Here is a 19760-nt window from a genome sequence, read left to right as displayed (position 1 = left end):
GGGGTGGGCAGCCACACCTGGACCACCCACCTGCATGCCGGGCGGGGCCGTCCAATCCGGTCACGGCTCGGCCCCTTCAGCGTTCGCCGTCCGTTTCCGCACCTGCACCCGCTGTTCGATCGAGGTCAGGCGAAGTGCTGGGTCTTCACGTGGTCGAGGAAGACGGCCCACTCCGTCGGGGTGACAACGAGCGGGATCAGGGAGTGGTCCTTGCTGTCGCGCACACCCCGCCGTCCACTCGACAACCGAGCCACTTCAACGCAGTTGCTTCCGTCGTCGCCGGAGTACGTTGACTTACGCCACTGAGGGTTCACAAATCCTCTGGTCACGCCGTTCATCTCAGCATCGTCTCCTTGATCATGCCAAGTGAGTCAGAACGTGGCAGGGCGTCCACTCGAATCAGGTCATACCTGAGCTCTAGACCTTTCACTTCATCTGATCGGTCGCTCACTCGATCTTCTGTGCTTTGGGACTCAATGTAGGCCGCTGAGGGGGCTCCGCCAGGCATGTCCGCGATAACGAAGCCTCCCATCAACCCAACCACGCTGCACGCTCTGTAGGGAAGCACCTGCAGGGATATATGGGGGTTTTCGGCCATATGCACGAGGTGCTCGAACTGACTCCGCATCAGCTCTGGCCCAGCGATGGGACGGTGGAACACACCCTCGTCCAAGATGACCCAGAGCATTGGAGGCCGGTGTCGTTGCAGGATGCTCTGCCGATCCATTCTCGCCGCCACGTGCTCTTCAGCCTGCTCCGGCGTGATTCCAGGTTTGCGACTCAGGATGGCTCGGGCGTACTCCTCGGTCTGGAGGAGACCGGGGACCATGAGCGGCTCCCACATCCGCAGGGCCTCGGCTTCGCGTTCGTAGTCGAGCCAGGGGCGGAACCAGCGGGGTAGCTGGGCGGCGGCGCGGTTGAGGCGGTCGAGGAGGCCGGCGAGGGTGGCGCCGAGCCCGAGGGCCTCGTCCACGTGTTGCGCCAAATCCATGGTCGGCGCCCGGTGCCCGTTCTCGATCATGCTGAGCTGGCTGACCGACAGGTGAATCGCATCGCATAGTTGCCGCTGCGTGAACCCGGCGGAAAGTCGGAATTTGCGTAGCTCTGTACCGAACTGAATGCGCGGGGATATGGACGGATCCGGTGCCAGGGGGATGGTCATCGCCGGGTTCCCTTCTGTCCGCCTGGTAACAGCTCCAGGCCATCATGCAGGGAGTTCGCGAAGTACCGCGAGGAGGTTCACGCGATTGTGAACACAATACGAACCCCGAAGCGCCATTACCGTCTCCCATTGTTTGCCACCGTATGAGGACCGCCCCGGCTTCATGGCGGCGCCTCGGCCGGCCCGGCCGAGTGAAATGAGAATTCCGTCGGACCGACCGGGCGAAAGGCATGTCAATGGCGCCGGACCCGCTGAAAGAGCTTTACCTCCCGAGCACCCCAGAGTCGGCTTCGCGGGCCCGTTCCGCCGTCCGGGACTGGCTCGGAACCGAGCACCCGGCCTACGAGCCGGTACGCCTGGCCGTCTCCGAACTCGTCACCAACGCCGTCCGCCACGCCGGTCCTCACAACGACCGACCGTACGACCAGGACAGCCAAGACTGCCACGCCCCATGCTTGCTCCTTCGACTGCTGGCGGACGGGGACCTGCTCCGGGTCGAGGTGACGGACGGAGGCCCGTCCACTGGACGTCCTCGGGTCAGGGTGGAGCAGGCGTTGCTCCTGGCCGAGCGCGCTCAGGTGGAGCCGTCGTTCCTTCTCGGGGAAGGCGGCCGGGGCCTGGCCATCGTCGACATGCTGTCGGCGGGGAACTGGGGCTTCCGTTCCAACCCCGACGGCCCCGGCTCCACCGTCTGGTGCGAGATCACGACCGGACCGCTCTCAGCGGACGCCTCCTGCTGTGCGATCTCCACCTCCACTCATGGCGATGCACCATGAGTCATCGATGGTGAGCGATCAGGGAGACGGGCACCTCCCTGGAGACGGGCGTCGTCGGCTACTCGCGGCCGGAGCGGGCCACAGCGGAGAAGACGACATCTCCGAACGAGTCCACGAAATCCTCGATCGCGAGTGGGCGCGCGTCCCCGGCGGGGGGCGTCATGGGCGAACTACCGCTCCCACCGCTGCGGCGTCGGACACGTGACCGCACAGTCCAGTCAGTGAGTGACGAGGCACGAGCAGGGGCGCGACATGCTGGAGGGGAGAAATCTGCGCGGGTTGTCCGGAAGCGGGGAGGGCGTTCGTCACTAGGGTGCGAGCAACCGAACCAGGGAGCGATGAGATGAAGTACATGATGTTCGTCTGCACCGATACCGAGCCTGACACCGACAAGGAGAGCACGCCCGACATCGACGTGTGGGTGGAGGAGAACGACGCCAAGGGCCGGCGCCTGCAAGGCATGGCGCTGGCTCCCACGTCCACCGCCACCACGGTCCGGGTGCGCAACGGGGAGCTGCTGGTCTCCGACGGTCCCTTCGCCGAGACCCAGGAGGTGATCGTGGGCTTCGACCTGCTGGAGTGCGCCGACCTCGACGAGGCGATCGAGGTGGCCCGCGCCCACCCCATGGCCAGGGAGGGACGGCTGGAGCTGCGGCCGTTCGCCGACTTCGAGCAGTGACGAGTCACCCTGACGGGTCCCCGGCGGAGGCGGCCGCCGCGGCGGCGGCCGTCGACGCCTACCCCCGCATCGTCGCCGCGCTGATCCGCGTCATCGGTGACTGGACCATGGCCGAGGACTGCGCCCAGGAGGCGCTGGCGCTGGCTCTGCAGCGGTGGCCCGTGAACGGGGTGCCGGACAATCCGGGCGGCTGGCTCATGACGGTGGCCCGCAACCGCGCGATCGACACCCTGCGGCGCGCGTCGGTGGAGCGCCGTAAGTTGCGCGAGCTGGCGGTCTTCGCGCTCACCACCGAGGACGCGGGCGCTCCTGCCCCGCAAGCGGAGGACCCGATCGTGGACGACCGGCTCCGGCTCATCTTCACCTGCTGCCACCCGGCGCTGTCGATGGAGGCGCGGGTGGCGCTGACCCTGCGGACGATCTGCGCCGTGCCGACCGCCGACATCGCCCGCGTCTTCCTGGTGAGCGAGTCGACCATGACCCGCCGCCTGACCAGGGCGAAAGCGAAGATCGCCGGTGCGGGCATTCCCTACCGGGTGCCCACCGGACGGGCGCTCGCCGAGCGGCTGCCCGGCGTCCTCGCGGTGCTGTACCTGCTGTTCACCCGCGGCTACACCGCCGGCGGCGAGCCCGCCTTCGCCGAGGAGGCGATCCGGCTGGCGCGGCTGCTGCGGCTGCTCATGCCGCGCGAGCCCGAGGTGGCCGGCCTGCTGGCCCTGTTCCTGTTCCACCACTCCCGGCGCGACGCCCGCCGCGACGCCGAGGGGAACCTGCTCTCCTTGGACAAGCAGGACCGGTCGCTGTGGGACCACGCCGCGATCGCCGACGGTCTGGACATCCTGGCCGGTCTCGGCCAGGACGGCCCGTACGCGCTGCAGGCGCACATCGCCGCGCGCCATGCCACGGCGGAGTCGGCCTCCGGCACCGACTGGCCGGCGATCGCCCGCTGCTACGACCGGCTGGCCCGGCTGCGACCCACTCCCGTGGTGGAACTGAACCGCGCCGTGGCGCACGGCTACGCCTACGGTCCGGCGACCGGCCTGGATCTGCTGGCCCGCGCCCGCTCCGGCGGCGCGCTGGACGACTATCCGCTCGCGGTCGCCGCGGAGGCCGATCTCACCGCCCGTGACGGCGACCACGCCCGGGCCGCCTCCCTGTTCCGGCGGGCCGCCACCGCCGTCCACAGCGAGCCGGAGCGCCGGGCCCTGCTCGACCGCGCCGATGAGGAGGATGACAAGCATGCCGCGAACGGCTCCCGCTGAGGTCGGGCTTCTGCTCGACGCCCTGAACGACCAGCGACGCCACGTATTGGGGATCCTGGAAGGGCTCGGCGAGAAGGACCTGCGGCGGCCGGTGCTGCCGTCGGGATGGAGTTGCCTGGGCCTGGTGCGGCATCTGGCCCTGGACGTGGAGCGATTCTGGTTCAGGGGCGTCATCGCCGCAGACCCGGCCGTCATCGACGCGCTCGACCCGTCCGACGACGCCTGGCAGGTCGATCGGGACGTGCCCGCCGAGGAGATCCTCGACCTCTATCGGCGGGAGATCGAGGCCGCCGACGCCGTGCTCAGCAGCACGCCGCTGGACGCCCCGCCGGCCTGGTGGCCTGGGGACCTGTTCGGCGACTGGCGCCTCCACACGATGCGGGAGGTCGTGATGCACGTCATCACCGAGACCGCCTGCCACGCCGGCCACCTCGACGCGGCCCGCGAGCTCATCGACGGCCGCACCTGGCTCGTCCTGACCTGAGCCGGTCCGGCACCGCCCCCGGCTCACCGCGACCGCCTTCGGCGTCCTCGCCGGAGGGGTCAGCCGAGTCGGGGACGCCGATCAGCTCTCGTAGCTCTGTGGAGGCGACCAGGTCGGCGGCATGCACAACGGGCATTCCCGGACCGGGATCGTGGCATTCGTCGTCCATCGGTGCACCTCTCGAATCGCGAGCCGTCATACCAAGCGACGACACAGACCATGCGAATTCGACAGAAACACCACGGACGTTCGTCCGGAAGATCGGCCGCCCGGCGGCGAACACGCCGCCGGGCGACCATCACTGGACGCGAAACAGAGCCGCGAGAACGCGCCGACGGACCTCATCGCCCCACGAGGGCACGCAAGCGGGCAGCGGCCCGCATGACGCGATCGGTCCGCGGCGACGCGTCAGCGGGCGTCGACGATCATGCCGGCGCCGACGGTGCCGTTGGTGGACTCGTCGATCAGGATGAAACCGCCGGTCATGCGGTTCCTGGCGTAGTCGTCCACGAAGAGCGGCTGGGTGACCCGCAGCGAGACCCGGCCGATCTCGTTGAGGCCGAGCGAGCCCGCCGACTCATCCCGGTGCAGGGTGTTGACGTCCAGCCGGTAGTGCAGGTCGCGCACCAGCGCGCGGGCCGTGCGGGTGGTGTGCTTGATGACCAGCTTGGAGCGCGGGCCAAGCTTGAGGCCGTCGGACATCCAGCACACCATCGCGTCGATGTCCTGAGCCACCTGCGGCTGGTTGTGCGGGCGGCAGATCATGTCGCCCCGCGAGATGTCGATGTCGTCCTCCAGGCGGAGGGTGACCGACATGGGAGGGAACGCCTCTTCGATGGGGCCGTCGAAGGTGTCGATGGCCGCCACGCGGGTGGTCAGACCCGACGGCAGGTGCATGACCTCGTCGCCCGGCTTGAGGATGCCGCCCGCGACCTGGCCGGCGTACCCGCGGTAGTCGTGGAACGCCGGGTCGGTGGCGCGCTGGGGGCGGATCACGTACTGCACGGGGAACCGCACGTCGACCAGGTTGCGGTCGGAGGCGATGTGCAGGTTCTCCAGGTGGTGCAGCAGGGAGGTGCCCTGGTACCACGGCATGTTCTCCGACCGCGTGACGACGTTGTCGCCGTGCAGCGCCGAGATCGGGATGAAGGTGAGGTCGGCGACGTTCAGCTTGGCCGCGAAGGCGGTGAACTCCTCGCGGATCTCCTCGAAGCGGTCGCGCCCGTAGTCGACCAGGTCCATCTTGTTGACCGCCAGCACCAGGTGGGGCACCCGCAGCAGCGTGGTGAGGAAGGCGTGGCGGCGCGACTGCTCGACCACGCCCTTGCGCGCGTCGATGAGCACGATGGCCAGGTCGGCGGTGGACGCGCCGGTGACCATGTTGCGGGTGTACTGGATGTGGCCGGGGGTGTCGGCGATGATGAACTTGCGCTTGGGCGTGGCGAAGTAGCGGTAGGCCACGTCGATGGTGATGCCCTGCTCGCGCTCGGCGCGCAGGCCGTCGGTGAGCAGCGACAGGTCGGTGTACTCGGTGCCGCGGTCTCGGCTGGTGCGCTCGACGGCCTCCAGCTGGTCCTCGAAGATCGCCTTGGAGTCGAAGAGCAGGCGCCCGATGAGGGTGGACTTGCCGTCGTCCACCGAGCCCGCTGTGGCGAAACGCAGGATGTCCATCAGAACTGCTCTCCATCGGTTGTGCGGGCGGAGCGGCGGAGGGGCGTGCGCGCGGGCCGCGGGAGGGGCGGGGGCGGGGCAAGAGGGGGCATCAGAAGTACCCCTCCTTCTTGCGGTCCTCCATGGCGGCCTCCGAGGTGCGGTCGTCCGCGCGGGTCGCTCCGCGCTCGGTGATGCGGGTGGCGGCGATCTCGGCGAGGATCTCCTCCACCGTGGCGGCGGTGGACTCGACCGCGCCGGTGCAGGTCATGTCGCCGACGGTGCGGTAGCGGACGACGGTCTCGTAGACGGGCTCGTCCTCGCCGCGGTTGACCACCTCGTGGTCGGCGAGCAGCATGCCGTCGCGCTCGAACACCCTGCGGGTGTGGGCGTAGTAGATCGACGGGATCTCGATGCCCTCGCGCCGGATGTAGTCCCAGATGTCCAGCTCGGTCCAGTTGGAGAGCGGGAAGACCCGGATGTGCTCGCCCTTGCGGATGCGGGCGTTGTAGAGGTTCCACAGCTCGGGACGCTGGTTCTTCGGGTCCCACTGGCCGAAGTCGTCGCGGAAGGAGAACACGCGCTCCTTCGCGCGGGCCTTCTCCTCGTCGCGCCGCGCGCCGCCGAAGACCGCGTCGAACTCGTGCTCCTCGATGGCGTCGAGCAGCGTGGTGGTCTGCAGCCGGTTGCGGCTGGCGCGGCGGCCGGTCTCCTCGGTCACGCGGCCGGCGTCGATCGACGCCTGGACGGAGGCGACGACCAGGCGGGCGTTCAGCTCGGCCACGCGCCGGTCGCGGAACTCGATCACCTCGTCGAAGTTGTGCCCGGTGTCGACGTGCATCAGCGGGAAGGGGATGGGCGCCGGCCAGAACGCCTTCTCGGCGATGCGGACCATGACGATGGAGTCCTTGCCGCCGGAGAAGAGCAGACACGGACGTTCGAACTCGGCCGCGACCTCACGCATGATGTGGATGGCCTCGGCTTCGAGGACATCGAGCTGCGACGTCGTGTAATCGCTCTGGAGCACTGCTCTTCCTCCGGTGTGGGCCCTATCGGTGCACGTCGCGGATGCCGGCGAGCAACGTTGGCGCCAGATCCGGTAGGGAAGCCAGGATATCCGGCAGTGAGGGGTTCTCCTGGTTGTAGGTCAGCGGCGACCCGTCGATGCGGCTCGCGTGGGCTCCGGCGGCCAGCGCGACGGCGACCGGGGCGGCGGAGTCCCACTCGTACTGCCCGCCGCCGTGGACGTACGCCTCGACCTCGCCGGTGATCACCGCTGCGATCTTGGCGCCGGCGGAGCCCATGGGCACCAGGTCGGCGCCCACGAGGTGGGCGAGCTTCTTGACGAACTCCGGCGGGCGGGTGCGGCTGACCGCGATGCGGGCGCGGCCGCGGCGCGGGGCCGGGAGAGCGGGCGGCTCGGCGGTGGACAGCGTGACGCCCTGGGCCGGCAGCGCCACGGCGCCGGCGACCAGCGTGCCGGAGGCGCGCTCCCAGAGGGCCACGTGGACCGCCCAGTCGGCGCGGCCCTGCTCGCCGAACTCGCGGGTGCCGTCGAGCGGGTCGATGATCCACACGCGCTCGGCGGTCTGGCGGCGCGGATCGAGCCGTTCCTCGCGCGTGCCCTCCTCGGACAGGACGCTGTCGCTGGGCCGCAGCCGGGCCAGCGACTCGGCCAGATAGGCGTGGGACTCCTGGTCACCCGCCTGGCGCAACGCCACCGGGTCGTCGAACCCCTCGCGGTCGCGCAGGGCCAGCAGTCTCTGGCCGGCCTCGGCCGCCAGGTCTCTCGCGAGCGCGTGGTCGTCGCGTATCGTCACGATGCCCTTTCTGGTGCGCACCCGGGTTGTCGTCCCTCACCTCGGGCTAATACGCGCCCGAGCCACGTGCCACGGCCGACCAGGTCTTCCACAGGATCTGAAGATCCAATGTGAGAGACCAGTTCTCGACATAACGCAGGTCCAACCGTACCGATTCCTCCCACGAAAGGTCAGATCTGCCGTTGACTTGCCACAGGCCCGTCATGCCCGGGCGGACGACCAGCCGCCGGCGGACGTCGTCCCCGTAAGCGGCGACCTCTTCGGGGAGCGGCGGTCTCGGGCCGACCAGCGACATGTCACCGGCGAGCACGTTGAACAACTGGGGCAACTCGTCCAGAGAGTACCGCCGCAGGAAGGCCCCGAGCGGGGTGACCCGCGGATCGTCTCGGATCTTGAACAGCACGCCGCCGGCGTCGCTCACGAGGTGGACCTTGCGGCGCTCGGCGTCCGGGCTCATCGTGCGCAGCTTGAGGATGGTGAACTCCGCGCCGTCCCTGCCGACCCGCGTCTGCCGGAACAGCGCCGGCCCCGGGCCGCTCGACCGGACGGCCACCGCGAGCGCGGCGAGGACCGGCGCGAGCACGGCGATGGCCAGGAGCGCGACCGCGCGGTCGAAGAGGTTCTTCAGAAGCTGGCGGAACCCCGACAACTCGGGATGCTCGACGTGCAGCAGCGGCAGCCCGGCCACCGGCCTGATGGTGGTGCGCGGCCCGGCGACCTCCATCAGCGCCGGGGCGACGACAAGGTCGGTGCGGGTGGTCTCCAGCCGCCATGCCAGGCGGCGCAGGGCGGTGCCGTCGAGCTCGGGGCACGCCAGCACGGCCACGGTGTCGGCCGCGACCTGCCCGACGACCAGCGGGACGTCGGAAAAGTCGCCGAACACCGGGACGCCTTCGACCGTGCCGACGGCCTCGCCCCGCGGCAGGCACACGCCCACGACCTGCATGCCGTGGTACGGCTCGCGCCGGAAGCGGCGGACCAGCTCGGCGGTGGACGACCGGTGGCCGACCGCCACCACCCGCCGCATGCACCGCCCCCTCGCCCTGCGGTGGTGGAGCGCCAGGCGCAGGGCATATCTGGAGGAAAGGGTGAGCGCGGTCATGAGAGGGAGGTCGAGGACGACGTACCCGCGTGCCAGGTCGGTCTTGGTGACGTAGGAGGCGATCGCCACGCCGGCGGTCAGGAAGAACCCGCACCGCGTGATGCGGCGGAACTCCTCCGACCCCACGCCGACCAGCCGCGCCTCGTAGGCACGGTTGAGCGCCACGGCCGCCACCCACAGCACGGGCAGCACCAGGCTGAGCACGAGATAGGGCGCGACGTACGGCGTGACCTCGCCGAACCGCACCACGATCGCCACCGCGCCGGCGGCCAGCCCACAACCGAAATCGCCCGCCACCGCGCACAGCCGGTAGCGCCGGACCCAGCGCGGGCGGAACGACCCCCCACCCACACCGGCCCGCCCCCGCGCCCGGGGACGGAGACGGGCACGGGGCCTGACGGCCGCAAGCGCCACGAAGGCCGCAACGGAGCTCTCCCCCTCGCGCACCCATCCTCCAAGTGACCGATCGGACACCGTCCGTGAGGATGCTAGCGGTCGCCTCCGACACTCTTGGGGGAATCGGGGAACTCCCTTTACGAACGCACGGGCCTGTCAAGGCGGCCCCGGTGGGTCAGCGCGGGGGTTTGAGGGGTTTGAGGTCGGAGGCGTGGAAGGCGTTCTGAGTGGCCTCCAGGCCTGAGGTGATCAGCGACTCGGCGATGTCGGCGGCGCGGTCGACGAGCAGGGGGAGGTCTTTGCGCTCACTCGTGGCGAAGTCGCGCAGCACGAAGTCGGCGGGGTCCATGCGCCCGGGCGGCCGGCCGACGCCGAAGCGCACCCGCAGATAGTCCTTGGTGGCGAGCGACTTGGTGAGCGAGCGCAGCCCGTTGTGGCCGTTGTCGCCCCCGCCGAGCTTCACGCGCAGCGCCCCGTACGGGAGGTCCAGCTCGTCGTGGATCACGATGACGTTCGCCGGCGGGACCTTGTAGAAGTCGGCGAGCGCCTTGACCGGGCCGCCGGAGAGGTTCATGTACGAGCGCGGCTTGGCCAGCACGACGGGAGCGCCCACGAGGCGGCCTTCGACGATCTCGGCACGCGACTTGTGCGCCTTGAACCGGCCGCCGACCCGTGCGGCGAGCTCGTCCACCACCATGAAGCCGGCGTTGTGCCGGTTACCGGCGTACTCGGGACCGGGGTTGCCCAGCCCGACGACCAACCAGCGGTCCACGACGACCTCTTCCGTCTTCGGTTCCACTCAGAGCCCGCGGCGCGCGGCCGGCGGGACCGGCGTCCGCACGCCGGACAGGGCAGCCGGGCGGCCGATGAACGGGCGCCCGGCTGCCCTGGCGACGATACGGGACTGCCGTTGGGTGCGGGCCGCCCGCGAGGCGCGGGCGGCCGGCGGGTGCGGCCTTACTCGGCGGCGGCCGCCTCGCCCTCGGCGCCGCCCTCCTCGCCCTCGGCGGTCTCGGCCGAGGTCGGGACCCCGGTGACCTGGAGGATGACCGTCTCGGGGTCGGCGGCCAGCGTGGTGCCCTCGGGGAGCTTCAGGTCGCCGGCGGTGACGACCGCGCCGACCTCCAGGCCCTCGATGTCGACCTCGACGCCCGTCGGGATGTGGGTGGCCTCGGTCTCGACGGCGATGGAGAGGAGCTGCTGGTCGAACAGGCCGCCGGGGGCGATGTCGCCGGTCGTGGTGACCGGGAGCTCGACCGTGACCTTCTCGCCGCTCTTCACCAGCAGCAGGTCGACGTGCTCGAGGAAGCCCTTGATCGGGTCCTTCTGGACGCCCTTGGGCAGCGCCAGCTCGTTCAGCCCGTCACCCTGGAGGCGGATGAGGACGTTCGGCGTGCGCAGAGCGAGCAGCAGCTCGTGACCCGGCAGGATCAGGTGCTTGGTCTCGGTGCCGTGGCCGTACAGGACGACGGGGACCTTGTCGGAGCGACGGATCTTGCGCGCGGCGCCCTTGCCGAACTCGGAGCGCGGTTCTGCGGCGATGCGTACTTCGGACACGGCATGTCTCCTAGGGAAACTCGGGGACTTCGGAAAGGAAGAACGGCGCTCACCCTCACCCGCCCTAGCGGAAGGCGTTACGAGCGCGGAACCTCGCGGAACCCTCAGAGCTTACCCGACCGGCCGCGTCGCGCGGATCGCCGCCGGGCGACCAGGAGCGCGGACAGGACGCGGAGCGAGGAACTCCGCGTCCTGCTCACCAAGCTCCCCGGCCCCCACCTGAGCAGGCTTGCTTCACGAGGCGGCGGGGACGGAGGTCAGGCGTCGCCCTCGAAGAGGCTGGTGACCGAACCGTCGCTGAAGACCTCACTGATGGCGCGGGCGATCAGCGGGGCGATCGACAGCACGGTGAGCTTGTCGAAGCGCTTGGCCTGCGGGATGGGCAGCGTGTTGGTGACCACGACCTCGGAGATGCGCGAGTTCTTCAGCCGGTCGACGGCCGGCTCGGAGAAGATCGCGTGGGTGGCGGCCACGATGACGTTCGTCGCGCCCTGCTCGTACAGCGCGTCGGCCGCCTTGCAGATGGAGCCGCCGGTGTCGATCATGTCGTCGATCAGCACACAGGTGCGCCCGCGCACCTGGCCGACGACCTCGTGCACCTTCACCTGGTTGGCCACGTCCAGGTCGCGGCGCTTGTGGATGAACGCGACCGGGGTGCCGAGCTGGTCGGCCCAGCGCTCGGCCAGCCGCACCCGGCCGGTGTCGGGCGAGACGATCGTGGTGACGGCCGGGTCGAGCTTGCCGCTGAGATAGCGGTGGAGCACCGGCAGTGCGAACAGGTGGTCGACGGGCCCGTCGAAGAAGCCCTGGATCTGCGGGGTGTGCAGGTCGACCGACATCAGCCGGTCGGCGCCCGCGGTCTTGAACAGGTCGGCCATCAGGCGCGCGGTGATCGGCTCACGGCCGCGCCCCTTCTTGTCCTGGCGGGAGTAGCCGAAGAAGGGCAGCACCACGGTGATGCGCTTGGCCGACGCCCGCTTGAGGGCGTCCACCATGATGAGGTGCTCCATGATCCACGTGTTGATGGGCTCGGTGTGGCTCTGGATGACGAAGGCGTCGCTGCCGCGCACCGACTCCATGTAGCGGGCGTAGATCTCTCCGTTGGCGAAGTCGTGCAGCCTGGTCGGCGTGATCTGGATGCCGAGGTGCTGCGCGACCTCCTCGGCCAGCTCTGGATAGGCCCGGCCGGAGAAGAACATCAGGTGCTTCTCCCCGGTGGTCTTGCGCCCGGTGATGTTGACCTCCTCGGCCGCCTGGCCACCGGACGGAGCCGTGAAGGGCTCGTCGCGCCTGTCGGCCGGCTCGCCGCGCTGGTTCATTTCCAAAGCTCCCCGCTATCGTTCGCCGGCCGGTTCGGCCCGCTCGCTGCTTTCGGCCTGCTGGGATGGCGTACCCGGCCCGCCGTTCCCCTCGCGCCCGGACGGTGCGTCCGGGCCGTTCGTCCCACCCTCGTGGCCGTCGCGCCCGGCGAGCGCACGCGCGGCGGCCTCGGCCGCGGCCGTGCCGGCGCGCCTGCGCGCGACCCACCCTTCGATATTGCGCTGGTGGGCCCGGCCGACCGCCATCGCCCCCGGGGGAACGTCGGTGGTGATGACCGACCCGGCGGCGGTGTAGGCGCCGTCGCCGATGGTGACCGGGGCGACGAGCATGTTGTCGCCGCCGACCCGGGCGTGGTCGCCGACCGTGGTGTGGTGCTTGTGGACGCCGTCGTAGTTCAGGAACACCGTGGCGGCGCCGATGTTGCTGCCCTCTCCGATGGTCGCGTCGCCGACGTAGGACAGGTGGGGCACCTTGGACCCGGCCCCGACGCGGGCGTTCTTCATCTCGACGTAGCTGCCGGCCTTGGTCCTCGGACCGAGGACGGTGCCGGGCCGCAGGTAGGCGAACGGGCCGACCGAGGCGTCGGGGCCGATCTCGGCGCCCTCGCAGACGGCGTTGCGTACCACCGCGCCGGAGCCGACGACCGTGTCGGTGAGCGTGGCGCCGGGCCCGACCTCGGCGCCGGAGGCGACGCTCGTGCGGCCGTGCAACTGGGTGGCGGGGTGCACCACGGCGTCCGGCTCGATGGTGACGCTGACGTCGATCCAGGTGGTGGCGGGGTCGATGATGGTGACGCCCGCCCGCATGTGGGCGTGCAGGATGCGGGTGTTGAGCACGCCGCGGGCGAAGGCGAGCTGGACCCGGTCGTTGACGCCCTCCACCTCGACGTGGTCGGCGGCGATGTACGCCCCGACGCGGTGCCCCTCCTCGCGCAGGATGGACAGCACGTCGGTGAGGTACTCCTCGCCCTGGGCGTTGGCCGTGGAGACGCGCTTGACCGCGTCGGCCAGCAGCAGCCCGTCGAAGGCGTAGACCCCGGAGTTCATCTCCCTGATCATCCGCTGCTCCGGCGAGGCGTCCTTGTCCTCGACGATCGACAGGACGGCGCCCGCGGCGTCGCGGACGATGCGGCCGTATCCGGCCGGGTCGGGCACCTCGGCGGTGAGAACGGTCACCGCGTTGCCCTCGGCCGCGTGCGTGGCGAGCAGCTCACCGAGGGTCTCGGTGCGCAGCAGCGGTGTGTCGCCGTAGGTGACCAGGACGGTGCCGTTGATCGTGCCCACCGCCTCAAGGACGGTGCGCACGGCGTGGCCGGTGCCGTTCTGCTCGGTCTGGACGACGGCGTGCGCGTCGGGGCCGCTCGCGGCGAGATGGGCCTCGACCTGCTCACGGGCGTGCCCGATCACGACGATCAGGCGTTCGGGGGAGAGGCCCCTGGCGGCCTCCAGCATGTGATCGACCAGCGCGCGGCCGCACAGCTCGTGGAGGACTTTGGGTTTGACGGACTTCATCCGGGTGCCCTCGCCGGCGGCGAGGACGATGACGGCTGCCGGGCGCGGCACACTCACGGACTGAGGCTCCCTCGGCGTCGCGGCTGAGACATTGGCGGACGGGCCGGCGCGCGGCAACCGTACAGGCACCGCTCGGCCACCCACCCGACACCGTGAGAATACCCGTCGCCTCCCGGGAGGGATCCAGCCCCCTCGCGGAAGAGTCACGAGCTGTGCGGACCCGTTGTGAAGAGGCTCGCGGCAGATGAAGGGAAAGTTCCGGCGCCTGGACTCGAACCAGGACAACCCTGCTCCAAAGGCAGGTGGGCTGCCAATTACCCTACGCCGGACCGATGCGACACCTTCCCCGACCGCGGGAACCAGGATACCCACGACGCCCCCCGCTCGCATGTGCCGTGCTGACGGCGCTCCCGCCGGTCGCGCGGTGCTCGGGGAAAGGGTCTGATGTTGGTGGGGAGAAGGTGCATCTCTTTAACAGATGGGGGCATGTATGCGCAAGGCGTGGACCCGCCACGGGTTCCGGGCCGAACCGTCACCTTCCCCACATTCCGGCTTAGGGATTCTGAACTTACGATGGCGTAGGTTACGGTTACGTAGCTACAACAACACTTCGCTCGAACCACGTGAGGTAGCCCATGACAGTCGTCGCCGACCGTACGAGCCCGCCGCCCCCGCGGCCGGATCTCGAGCCGGAACCGAAGAGCAACTTCGAACGCGTGCTGCTCGTCATCTTCGTGACCGTCCCGTTCCTCGCGCTGGTCGCGACGGTGCCGATGGCCTGGGGCCACTTCCTCGGCTGGAGCGACGTCGCGATCACCCTCTTCTTCTACGTGTTCACCGGTCTCGGCGTCACGGTCGGTCTCCACCGCTACTTCACCCACGGCTCCTTCAAGGCCAACCGCCCGCTCAAGATCGTGCTCGCCATCGCCGGCAGCATGTCGCTGGAGATGGGCGTCATCGACTGGGTCGCCACCCACCGCCGCCACCACAAGTACTCCGACAAGGAGGGCGACCCGCACTCGCCGTGGCGCTTCGGCAACGACTGGAAGGCGCTGACCAAGGGCCTGCTGTTCGCCCACATCGGCTGGATGTTCTCCTCCGAGCGCACCAACCAGGAGCGCTTCGCCAAGGACCTGATCAACGACAAGGACGTCTACCGCATCCACCGGTTGTTCCCCTGGCTGGTCTTCGCCTCGCTGACGCTGCCCGCCGTCATCGGCGGCCTGGTCACCTGGTCCATCACCGGCGCGCTGACCGCGTTCTTCTGGGGGAGCCTGGTGCGCATCGCCCTGCTGCACCACGTGACCTGGTCGATCAACTCGGTCTGCCACGTCTTCGGCGACGAGACCTTCGAGGTTCGCGACAAGTCCCGCAACGTGTGGTGGCTCGCGATCCCGTCCTTCGGCGAGTCCTGGCACAACCTGCACCACTGCGACCCGACGGCGGCCCGTCACGGCGCGCTCAAGGGGCAGATCGACCCGAGTGCCCGCGTGATCCGCTGGTTCGAGCAGGCCGGTTGGGCGACCGACGTGCGGTGGCCTACCCCTGAGCGGCTGGCGGCGAAGCGGCTTGGCTGATCCAGCCTCCCTTTCGGGCCGCCCGATGGCGGCCCGATCTCTCATCCCCTCTCCCTCCACCCCCCAGAGCGCGCCTCCTTCTCGTGCCCGCGTTCCCGCTCTCACCACCCCACAGAAACCCGACATAGCTCGTCAAAGTGGGGTATTGGCGGTTGCCGCGCCGGCGAGGCCAGCCATTATTGAATCCATGACCGAACCGCGCTCACGCGTGCGCATGACCGGCAAGGAACGCAGAGAGCAGCTCATCCGCGTCAGCCGCACTCTGTTCGCGGAGAAGGGGTTCGACGGCACCTCCATCGAAGAGATCGCCGCCAGCGCCCGGGTGTCCAAGCCCGTCGTGTACGAGCACTTCGGCGGCAAGGAAGGCATCTACGCCGTCGTCGTCGACCGCGAGATGCAGCGGCTGCTCGCCCTGGTCGCCGTCGCGCTGAACGCCGGTCACCCCCGCGTCCGCCTCGAACGCGCCGCGCTGGCGCTGCTGCAGTACGTCGAGGAGTCCAGCGAGGGCTTCCGCATCCTCGTGCGCGACTCGCACGCCGCCTCGGGCACCGGCACGTTCGCGAGCCTCATCAGCGACATCGCCAGCCAGGTCGAGGATGTCCTGGCCGACCAGTTCGCCGACCGCGGTTACGCCCCGACGCTCGCCCCGATGTACGCCCAGATGCTCGTCGGGATGGTCGCCCTCACCGGCCAGTGGTGGCTGGACGCGCGCAAGCCCGACCGCGAGGAGGTCGCCGCCCACCTGGTCAACCTCGCCTGGAACGGTCTCACCGGCCTGGAGGCGCACCCGGCGCTCACGGCCGTCACCGCCCGCGGCCTGCCCGCGATGACCGCCGCGGCCGAGCTGCGGAGTCTAGCCCGGCCCACCGACAAAGAGCTCAAAGACCTCGAACGGCTCCGCGAGAAGGAGCACAAGGAGCAGGAGAAGGTCCTCGCGCGCGAACTGCGCGAGCAGGAGAGGCTGCTCCGCGACCAGGAGAAGGCGCGGGCGCGCGAGCTGCGCGAGCAGGACAAGCTGCGCCGCGAGGAGGAGAAGCTGGTCGCCCGCGAGCAGCGTGAGCGCGAGAAGCTCCGCGCCCAGGAGGTCAAGCTCGCCGAGCAGCAGGCCAGGCAGGCCGAGCGCGAGGCCGCCAGACGCGCCAAGCTGGCCGCCGAGCGGGCCGAGCGCGTCCAGCGGGGCGAACGCGTGGAACTGGTCGAGCGCATCGAGCTGGTCGAACGCGTCCCGCTGACCGAGCACGCCGGGCACGCCAGGCACGTCGGGCAGGGCGAGCTGGAAGGCCGGGAGACCCAGATCACACAGCCCTCCACCAGCACCGATGCCGAAGAGCGGGCGAAGTAAAACCGTCGTTGCCGAAAAGTTAACGTGTCGTTCAACCGAGTAGGGCATTTTGGACATATGTCCGCCGAGATCGTGCAGCCGACCCCTGAAGGACACGACGAGCCTCAGCTCTCCCAGGAACGCTTCCTCAACCGCGAGGAGAGCTGGCTGGCCTTCAACCAGCGCGTACTCGAAATGGCCGAGGACCCCGCCGTACCGCTGCTGGAACGGGTGCGTTTCCTCGCCATCTTCGCCAGCAACCTGGACGAGTTCTTCCGGGTCCGCGTCGCGGGCCTGAAACGGCGGATGGCGACCGGTCTGCTGCTGCGCACCAAGAGCGGGCTCAAGCCGCGCGAGGAGCTGGCCCGCATCGCGGCGATCGCGGACGACCTCGCCCAGCGGCACGCCGCCGCCTACCACAAGCAGCTCTGCCCGCAGCTCGCCGATGTGGGCATCGACGTGGTGCGCTGGGACGACCTCGACAGGGACGAGCGCACGGCGATGCGCAAGCTGTTCCGCGAGCGGGTCCGCCCGGTGCTCACCCCGCTCGCCGTGGACCCCGCCCACCCGTTCCCCTACATCTCCGGCCTCTCGCTCAACCTGGCCGTCACGGTGCGCAACCCGGGCAACGGGCAGACGGTGTTCGCCCGGGTCAAGGTGCCCTCGCAGCTGCCGCGCTTCGTCGCCGCCTCGCCCAACCGCTTCGTCCCCCTCGAGGACGTCATCGCCGCCCACCTCGGCCAGCTCTTCAAGGGCATGGAGATCCTTGAGCACCACGTCTTCCGGGTGACCCGCAACGAGGACCTGGACGTGGACGAGGACGTCACCGAGAACCTCATGCAGGCCCTGGAGAGGGAACTGCTGATGAGGCGCTTCGGCCCGCCGGTGCGGCTGGAGGTCGAGGACACCATCAGCCCCGCCGTGCTGGACCTGCTGGTGGACGAGCTGGACGTGGCCGACCACGAGATCTACCGCCTGCCCGGCCCGCTCGACCTGACCGGCCTGCACGCGATCGCCGACCTCGACCGCGGCGAGCTGAGCTTCCCGCCGTTCGTCCCCAGTGAGGCCGTGCACGCCGAGGACGACATCTTCTCGGTGCTGCGCGAGCGCGACATCCTCGTGCACCACCCCTATGACTCCTTCTCCACCAGCGTGCAGCGGTTCATCGAGCAGGCGGCGGCCGACCCGAGCGTCCTGGCCATCAAGCAGACCCTGTACCGCACCAGCGGCGACTCCCCCATCGTGGACGCGCTGATCGACGCCGCCGAGGCCGGCAAGCAGGTCGTCGTCGTGGTCGAGATCAAGGCGAGGTTCGACGAGCACGCCAACATCACCTGGGCCCGAAAGCTGGAGAAGGCCGGCTGCCACGTCGTCTACGGCGTGCTCGGCCTGAAGACCCACGCCAAGCTGGCCCTGGTCGTCCGGCAGGAGCAGTCGGGCGAGCTGCGCCAGTACTGCCACATCGGCACCGGCAACTACAACCCCAAGACCGCCCGGCAGTACGAGGACTTCGGCCTGCTCACCGCCGACCCGATGGTCGGGGAGGACCTCACCGACCTGTTCATCCACCTGACCGGGTACTCCTACCACTCGGCGTACCGGCGGCTGCTGGTGGCCCCGCACTCGCTGCGGTCGGGACTGCTGGCCCGCATCGAGCGCGAGATCGCCCACCACGTCGCCGGCCGCCCGGCCCGCATCCGGATCAAGTCGAACTCGCTGGTCGACGAGCCGGTGATCGACGCGCTGTACGCGGCGTCCAAGGCCGGCGTGCCGGTGGACCTGGTCGTGCGCGGCATCTGCACGCTCCGGCCGGGGGTCCCGGGCCTGTCGGAGAACATCCGGGTCCGCAGCATCCTCGGCCGCTTCCTGGAGCACTCGCGCATCTACGAGTTCGGCTACGGGCGGCGGCCGGAGATCTGGATCGGCAGCGCCGACCTGATGCGCCGCAACATCGAACGCCGCGTGGAGGCGCTGGTGAAGGTCAACAGCGCCCAGCACCGGGCCTACCTGTCGGAACTGCTCGACCTGTCACTGGCCGACACCACCAGCAGCTGGTGGCTCACCAGCGAGGGCACCTGGGTGCGCCACCATCAGGCGGAGAACGGCGATCCACTGCTGGACCTGCAGTCACACCTGGTCGGCCGGCGCCGCTGGAGGACGATCGATGACTGACGGCGCGCCGAACAGCGGCGGAATGATCAGGGCGGGCGGCGCCGTCGTCTGGCGCGGCGACCCGCGCGCCCCGGAGGTGGCGGTCGTCCACCGGCCGAAGTACGACGACTGGTCCTTCCCCAAGGGCAAGCTGAAGCCGGGCGAGCACGCCATCACCGGCGCCCTGCGCGAAGTGGCCGAGGAGACGGGGGTGAGCGCCGCGCTCGGCCGCCGCCTGCCCGCGGTCCACTACATGAAGGGCTCGCGGCTCAAGCGCGTCGACTACTGGGCCGCCCGCGTGGTGGCCGAGGTGGCGCACGACCCCACCGACGAGGTGGACCGCCTCGCGTGGCTCCCCGTCGCCGAGGCTCGCCGCCGGCTCACCTACGAGTGGGACGCCGGGCTGCTCACGGCCCTGACCTCGGCGCCGGTGGACACCACGCCGCTGGTGATGGTCAGGCACGCCTACGCCGGCTCCCGGCAGGCGTGGGACGGCGAGGACGAGCTGCGCCCCCTGGACGCGGAGGGCGAGGCGCAGGCCGAGGCCGTCCGCGACATCCTGTACGGCTACCGTCCCGCGTCGCTGGTCAGCTCGCCGAGCCGGCGCTGCGTGCAGACCCTGCTGCCGTACGCCGCACGGCAGGCGCTGCCGATCCGCACCGAACGCGTGCTGAACGAGACGAACTTCGACCGCTCGCTGACGCTGAAAGCGACCCTGCCGCTGCTGGACGAGGGCCTGTCCACGGCGGTGTGCAGCCACGGCAAGGTGCTGCCCGAGCTGATCAGCGGGCTGTGCGAGCGGCGCCACGACGGCCGGCCGGAGGACTTTCACCTGCGCAAGGGCGCGATCGCGGTACTGCACCACGCCGGCGGGCGCATCGTCGCCATCGACCGCTACCGCACCTGACCGCTCCTGTCGGCTCTCTCCGGACCGCTTCGACGGCTCCTGAACGCTCCTGACGGCTCGGCGTGGTCAGGTGGCGGCCGAGGGG

The 19760-nt window shown here is 70.0% G+C and carries 17 protein-coding genes, 1 tRNA gene and 1 pseudogene; 8 read left to right on the top strand and 11 right to left on the bottom strand.

Annotation, left to right across the window (positions count from 1 at the left end):
- Positions 1–125: 125 nt before the first annotated feature.
- Both ACWEN6_RS11665 and ACWEN6_RS11660 read right to left on the bottom strand, forming a co-directional pair.
- Positions 126–338 (bottom strand): DUF397 domain-containing protein, encoded by a 213-nt coding sequence (locus ACWEN6_RS11665; protein ID WP_354839825.1) that lies wholly within the window; start codon positions 336–338, stop codon positions 126–128.
- Positions 335–1162 (bottom strand): helix-turn-helix domain-containing protein, encoded by an 828-nt coding sequence (locus ACWEN6_RS11660; protein ID WP_452570147.1) that lies wholly within the window; start codon positions 1160–1162, stop codon positions 335–337. Before ACWEN6_RS11660 ends, ACWEN6_RS11665 begins: the two co-directional genes overlap by 4 nt.
- Before the next feature lie 230 nt (positions 1163–1392).
- On the opposite strand from ACWEN6_RS11660, the gene ACWEN6_RS11655 reads away from it, so the two are divergent.
- The 4 genes from ACWEN6_RS11655 to ACWEN6_RS11640 all read left to right on the top strand — a co-directional run bounded on the left by ACWEN6_RS11655 (position 1393) and on the right by ACWEN6_RS11640 (position 4363).
- On the top strand, positions 1393–1938 hold the full coding sequence (locus ACWEN6_RS11655; protein WP_452570146.1) for an ATP-binding protein: 546 nt from the start codon (positions 1393–1395) through the stop codon (positions 1936–1938).
- Between the two features lie 343 nt (positions 1939–2281).
- A complete protein-coding gene (locus tag ACWEN6_RS11650; protein ID WP_452570145.1) occupies positions 2282–2617 on the top strand; it encodes a YciI family protein in 336 nt (111 codons plus the stop codon).
- Positions 2614–3879, top strand: a complete 1266-nt coding sequence (locus ACWEN6_RS11645) for an RNA polymerase sigma factor (RefSeq protein WP_452570144.1) — start codon at positions 2614–2616, stop codon at positions 3877–3879. Before ACWEN6_RS11650 ends, ACWEN6_RS11645 begins: the two co-directional genes overlap by 4 nt.
- On the top strand, positions 3857–4363 hold the full coding sequence (locus tag ACWEN6_RS11640; protein WP_452570143.1) for a DinB family protein: 507 nt from the start codon (positions 3857–3859) through the stop codon (positions 4361–4363). Before ACWEN6_RS11645 ends, ACWEN6_RS11640 begins: the two co-directional genes overlap by 23 nt.
- 408 nt (positions 4364–4771) lie before the next feature.
- Here the strand turns inward: ACWEN6_RS11640 and cysN are convergent, their stop codons facing one another.
- The 9 genes and pseudogenes from cysN to ACWEN6_RS11595 form a co-directional block, all read right to left on the bottom strand.
- Positions 4772–6034, bottom strand: a complete 1263-nt coding sequence (cysN, locus tag ACWEN6_RS11635) for a sulfate adenylyltransferase subunit CysN (RefSeq protein ID WP_452570142.1) — start codon at positions 6032–6034, stop codon at positions 4772–4774.
- Between the two features lie 91 nt (positions 6035–6125).
- Entirely contained in the window at positions 6126–7040 is a 915-nt protein-coding gene (gene cysD, locus ACWEN6_RS11630; protein ID WP_452570141.1) for a sulfate adenylyltransferase subunit CysD, read from the bottom strand.
- Between the two features lie 22 nt (positions 7041–7062).
- Positions 7063–7836: a 3'(2'),5'-bisphosphate nucleotidase CysQ gene (locus ACWEN6_RS11625; protein ID WP_452570318.1), complete on the bottom strand. Its 774-nt coding sequence runs from the start codon at positions 7834–7836 to the stop codon at positions 7063–7065.
- A gap of 43 nt (positions 7837–7879) precedes the next feature.
- Positions 7880–9286 (bottom strand): sugar transferase, encoded by a 1407-nt coding sequence (locus ACWEN6_RS11620; RefSeq protein WP_452570140.1) that lies wholly within the window; start codon positions 9284–9286, stop codon positions 7880–7882.
- Between the two features lie 220 nt (positions 9287–9506).
- A complete protein-coding gene (gene pth / locus ACWEN6_RS11615) occupies positions 9507–10103 on the bottom strand; it encodes an aminoacyl-tRNA hydrolase (RefSeq protein WP_452570139.1) in 597 nt (198 codons plus the stop codon).
- 185 nt (positions 10104–10288) lie between these two features.
- Positions 10289–10888: a 50S ribosomal protein L25/general stress protein Ctc gene (locus tag ACWEN6_RS11610; RefSeq protein WP_452570138.1), complete on the bottom strand. Its 600-nt coding sequence runs from the start codon at positions 10886–10888 to the stop codon at positions 10289–10291.
- Positions 10889–11145: 257 nt separating this feature from the next.
- Positions 11146–12123: a ribose-phosphate diphosphokinase gene (locus ACWEN6_RS11605; protein WP_354840614.1), complete on the bottom strand. Its 978-nt coding sequence runs from the start codon at positions 12121–12123 to the stop codon at positions 11146–11148.
- 231 nt (positions 12124–12354) lie between these two features.
- A pseudogene (glmU, locus tag ACWEN6_RS11600) lies at positions 12355–13776 on the bottom strand (bifunctional UDP-N-acetylglucosamine diphosphorylase/glucosamine-1-phosphate N-acetyltransferase GlmU); the annotation flags it as partial.
- Between the two features lie 199 nt (positions 13777–13975).
- Positions 13976–14048 (bottom strand) — tRNA-Gln (locus ACWEN6_RS11595).
- A 306-nt stretch (positions 14049–14354) separates the two neighbouring features.
- Between ACWEN6_RS11595 and ACWEN6_RS11590 the strand changes: the two genes are divergently transcribed.
- The 4 genes from ACWEN6_RS11590 (at position 14355) to ACWEN6_RS11575 (ending at position 19675) form a co-directional block, all read left to right on the top strand.
- Positions 14355–15296 (top strand): acyl-CoA desaturase, encoded by a 942-nt coding sequence (locus tag ACWEN6_RS11590; protein WP_452570137.1) that lies wholly within the window; start codon positions 14355–14357, stop codon positions 15294–15296.
- A gap of 187 nt (positions 15297–15483) precedes the next feature.
- The gene (locus ACWEN6_RS11585; protein WP_452570136.1) at positions 15484–16638 is read left to right on the top strand and encodes a TetR family transcriptional regulator; all 1155 of its coding nucleotides are present in this window, start codon (positions 15484–15486) and stop codon (positions 16636–16638) included.
- Between the two features lie 57 nt (positions 16639–16695).
- The gene (locus ACWEN6_RS11580) at positions 16696–18789 is read left to right on the top strand and encodes an RNA degradosome polyphosphate kinase (RefSeq protein ID WP_452570135.1); all 2094 of its coding nucleotides are present in this window, start codon (positions 16696–16698) and stop codon (positions 18787–18789) included.
- Complete coding sequence (locus ACWEN6_RS11575; RefSeq protein ID WP_452570134.1) at positions 18782–19675, top strand: NUDIX hydrolase; 894 nt, start codon at positions 18782–18784, stop codon at positions 19673–19675. The genes ACWEN6_RS11580 and ACWEN6_RS11575 overlap by 8 nt, the downstream gene beginning before the upstream one ends.
- Positions 19676–19760: the final 85 nt, after the last annotated feature.

The sequence above is a fragment of the Sphaerisporangium sp. NPDC004334 genome (assembly GCF_053602655.1).
Note: the sequence above shows the minus strand (reverse complement) of the source record. Positions and strands in the feature narration are given on the sequence as shown.

What these genes read in the sequence shown, in the direction of transcription:
- ACWEN6_RS11665 (WP_354839825.1), bottom strand. Translation starts at nt 338, where the DNA reads ATGAACGGCGTGACCAGAGGATTTGTGAACCCTCAGTGGCGTAAGTCA.
- ACWEN6_RS11660 (WP_452570147.1), bottom strand. Translation starts at nt 1,162, where the DNA reads ATGACCATCCCCCTGGCACCGGATCCGTCCATATCCCCGCGCATTCAG.
- ACWEN6_RS11655 (WP_452570146.1), top strand. Translation starts at nt 1,393, where the DNA reads ATGTCAATGGCGCCGGACCCGCTGAAAGAGCTTTACCTCCCGAGCACC.
- ACWEN6_RS11650 (WP_452570145.1), top strand. Translation starts at nt 2,282, where the DNA reads ATGAAGTACATGATGTTCGTCTGCACCGATACCGAGCCTGACACCGAC.
- ACWEN6_RS11640 (WP_452570143.1), top strand. Translation starts at nt 3,857, where the DNA reads ATGCCGCGAACGGCTCCCGCTGAGGTCGGGCTTCTGCTCGACGCCCTG.
- cysN (WP_452570142.1), bottom strand. Translation starts at nt 6,034, where the DNA reads ATGGACATCCTGCGTTTCGCCACAGCGGGCTCGGTGGACGACGGCAAG.
- ACWEN6_RS11590 (WP_452570137.1), top strand. Translation starts at nt 14,355, where the DNA reads ATGACAGTCGTCGCCGACCGTACGAGCCCGCCGCCCCCGCGGCCGGAT.
- ACWEN6_RS11585 (WP_452570136.1), top strand. Translation starts at nt 15,484, where the DNA reads ATGACCGAACCGCGCTCACGCGTGCGCATGACCGGCAAGGAACGCAGA.
- ACWEN6_RS11580 (WP_452570135.1), top strand. Translation starts at nt 16,696, where the DNA reads ATGTCCGCCGAGATCGTGCAGCCGACCCCTGAAGGACACGACGAGCCT.
- ACWEN6_RS11575 (WP_452570134.1), top strand. Translation starts at nt 18,782, where the DNA reads ATGACTGACGGCGCGCCGAACAGCGGCGGAATGATCAGGGCGGGCGGC.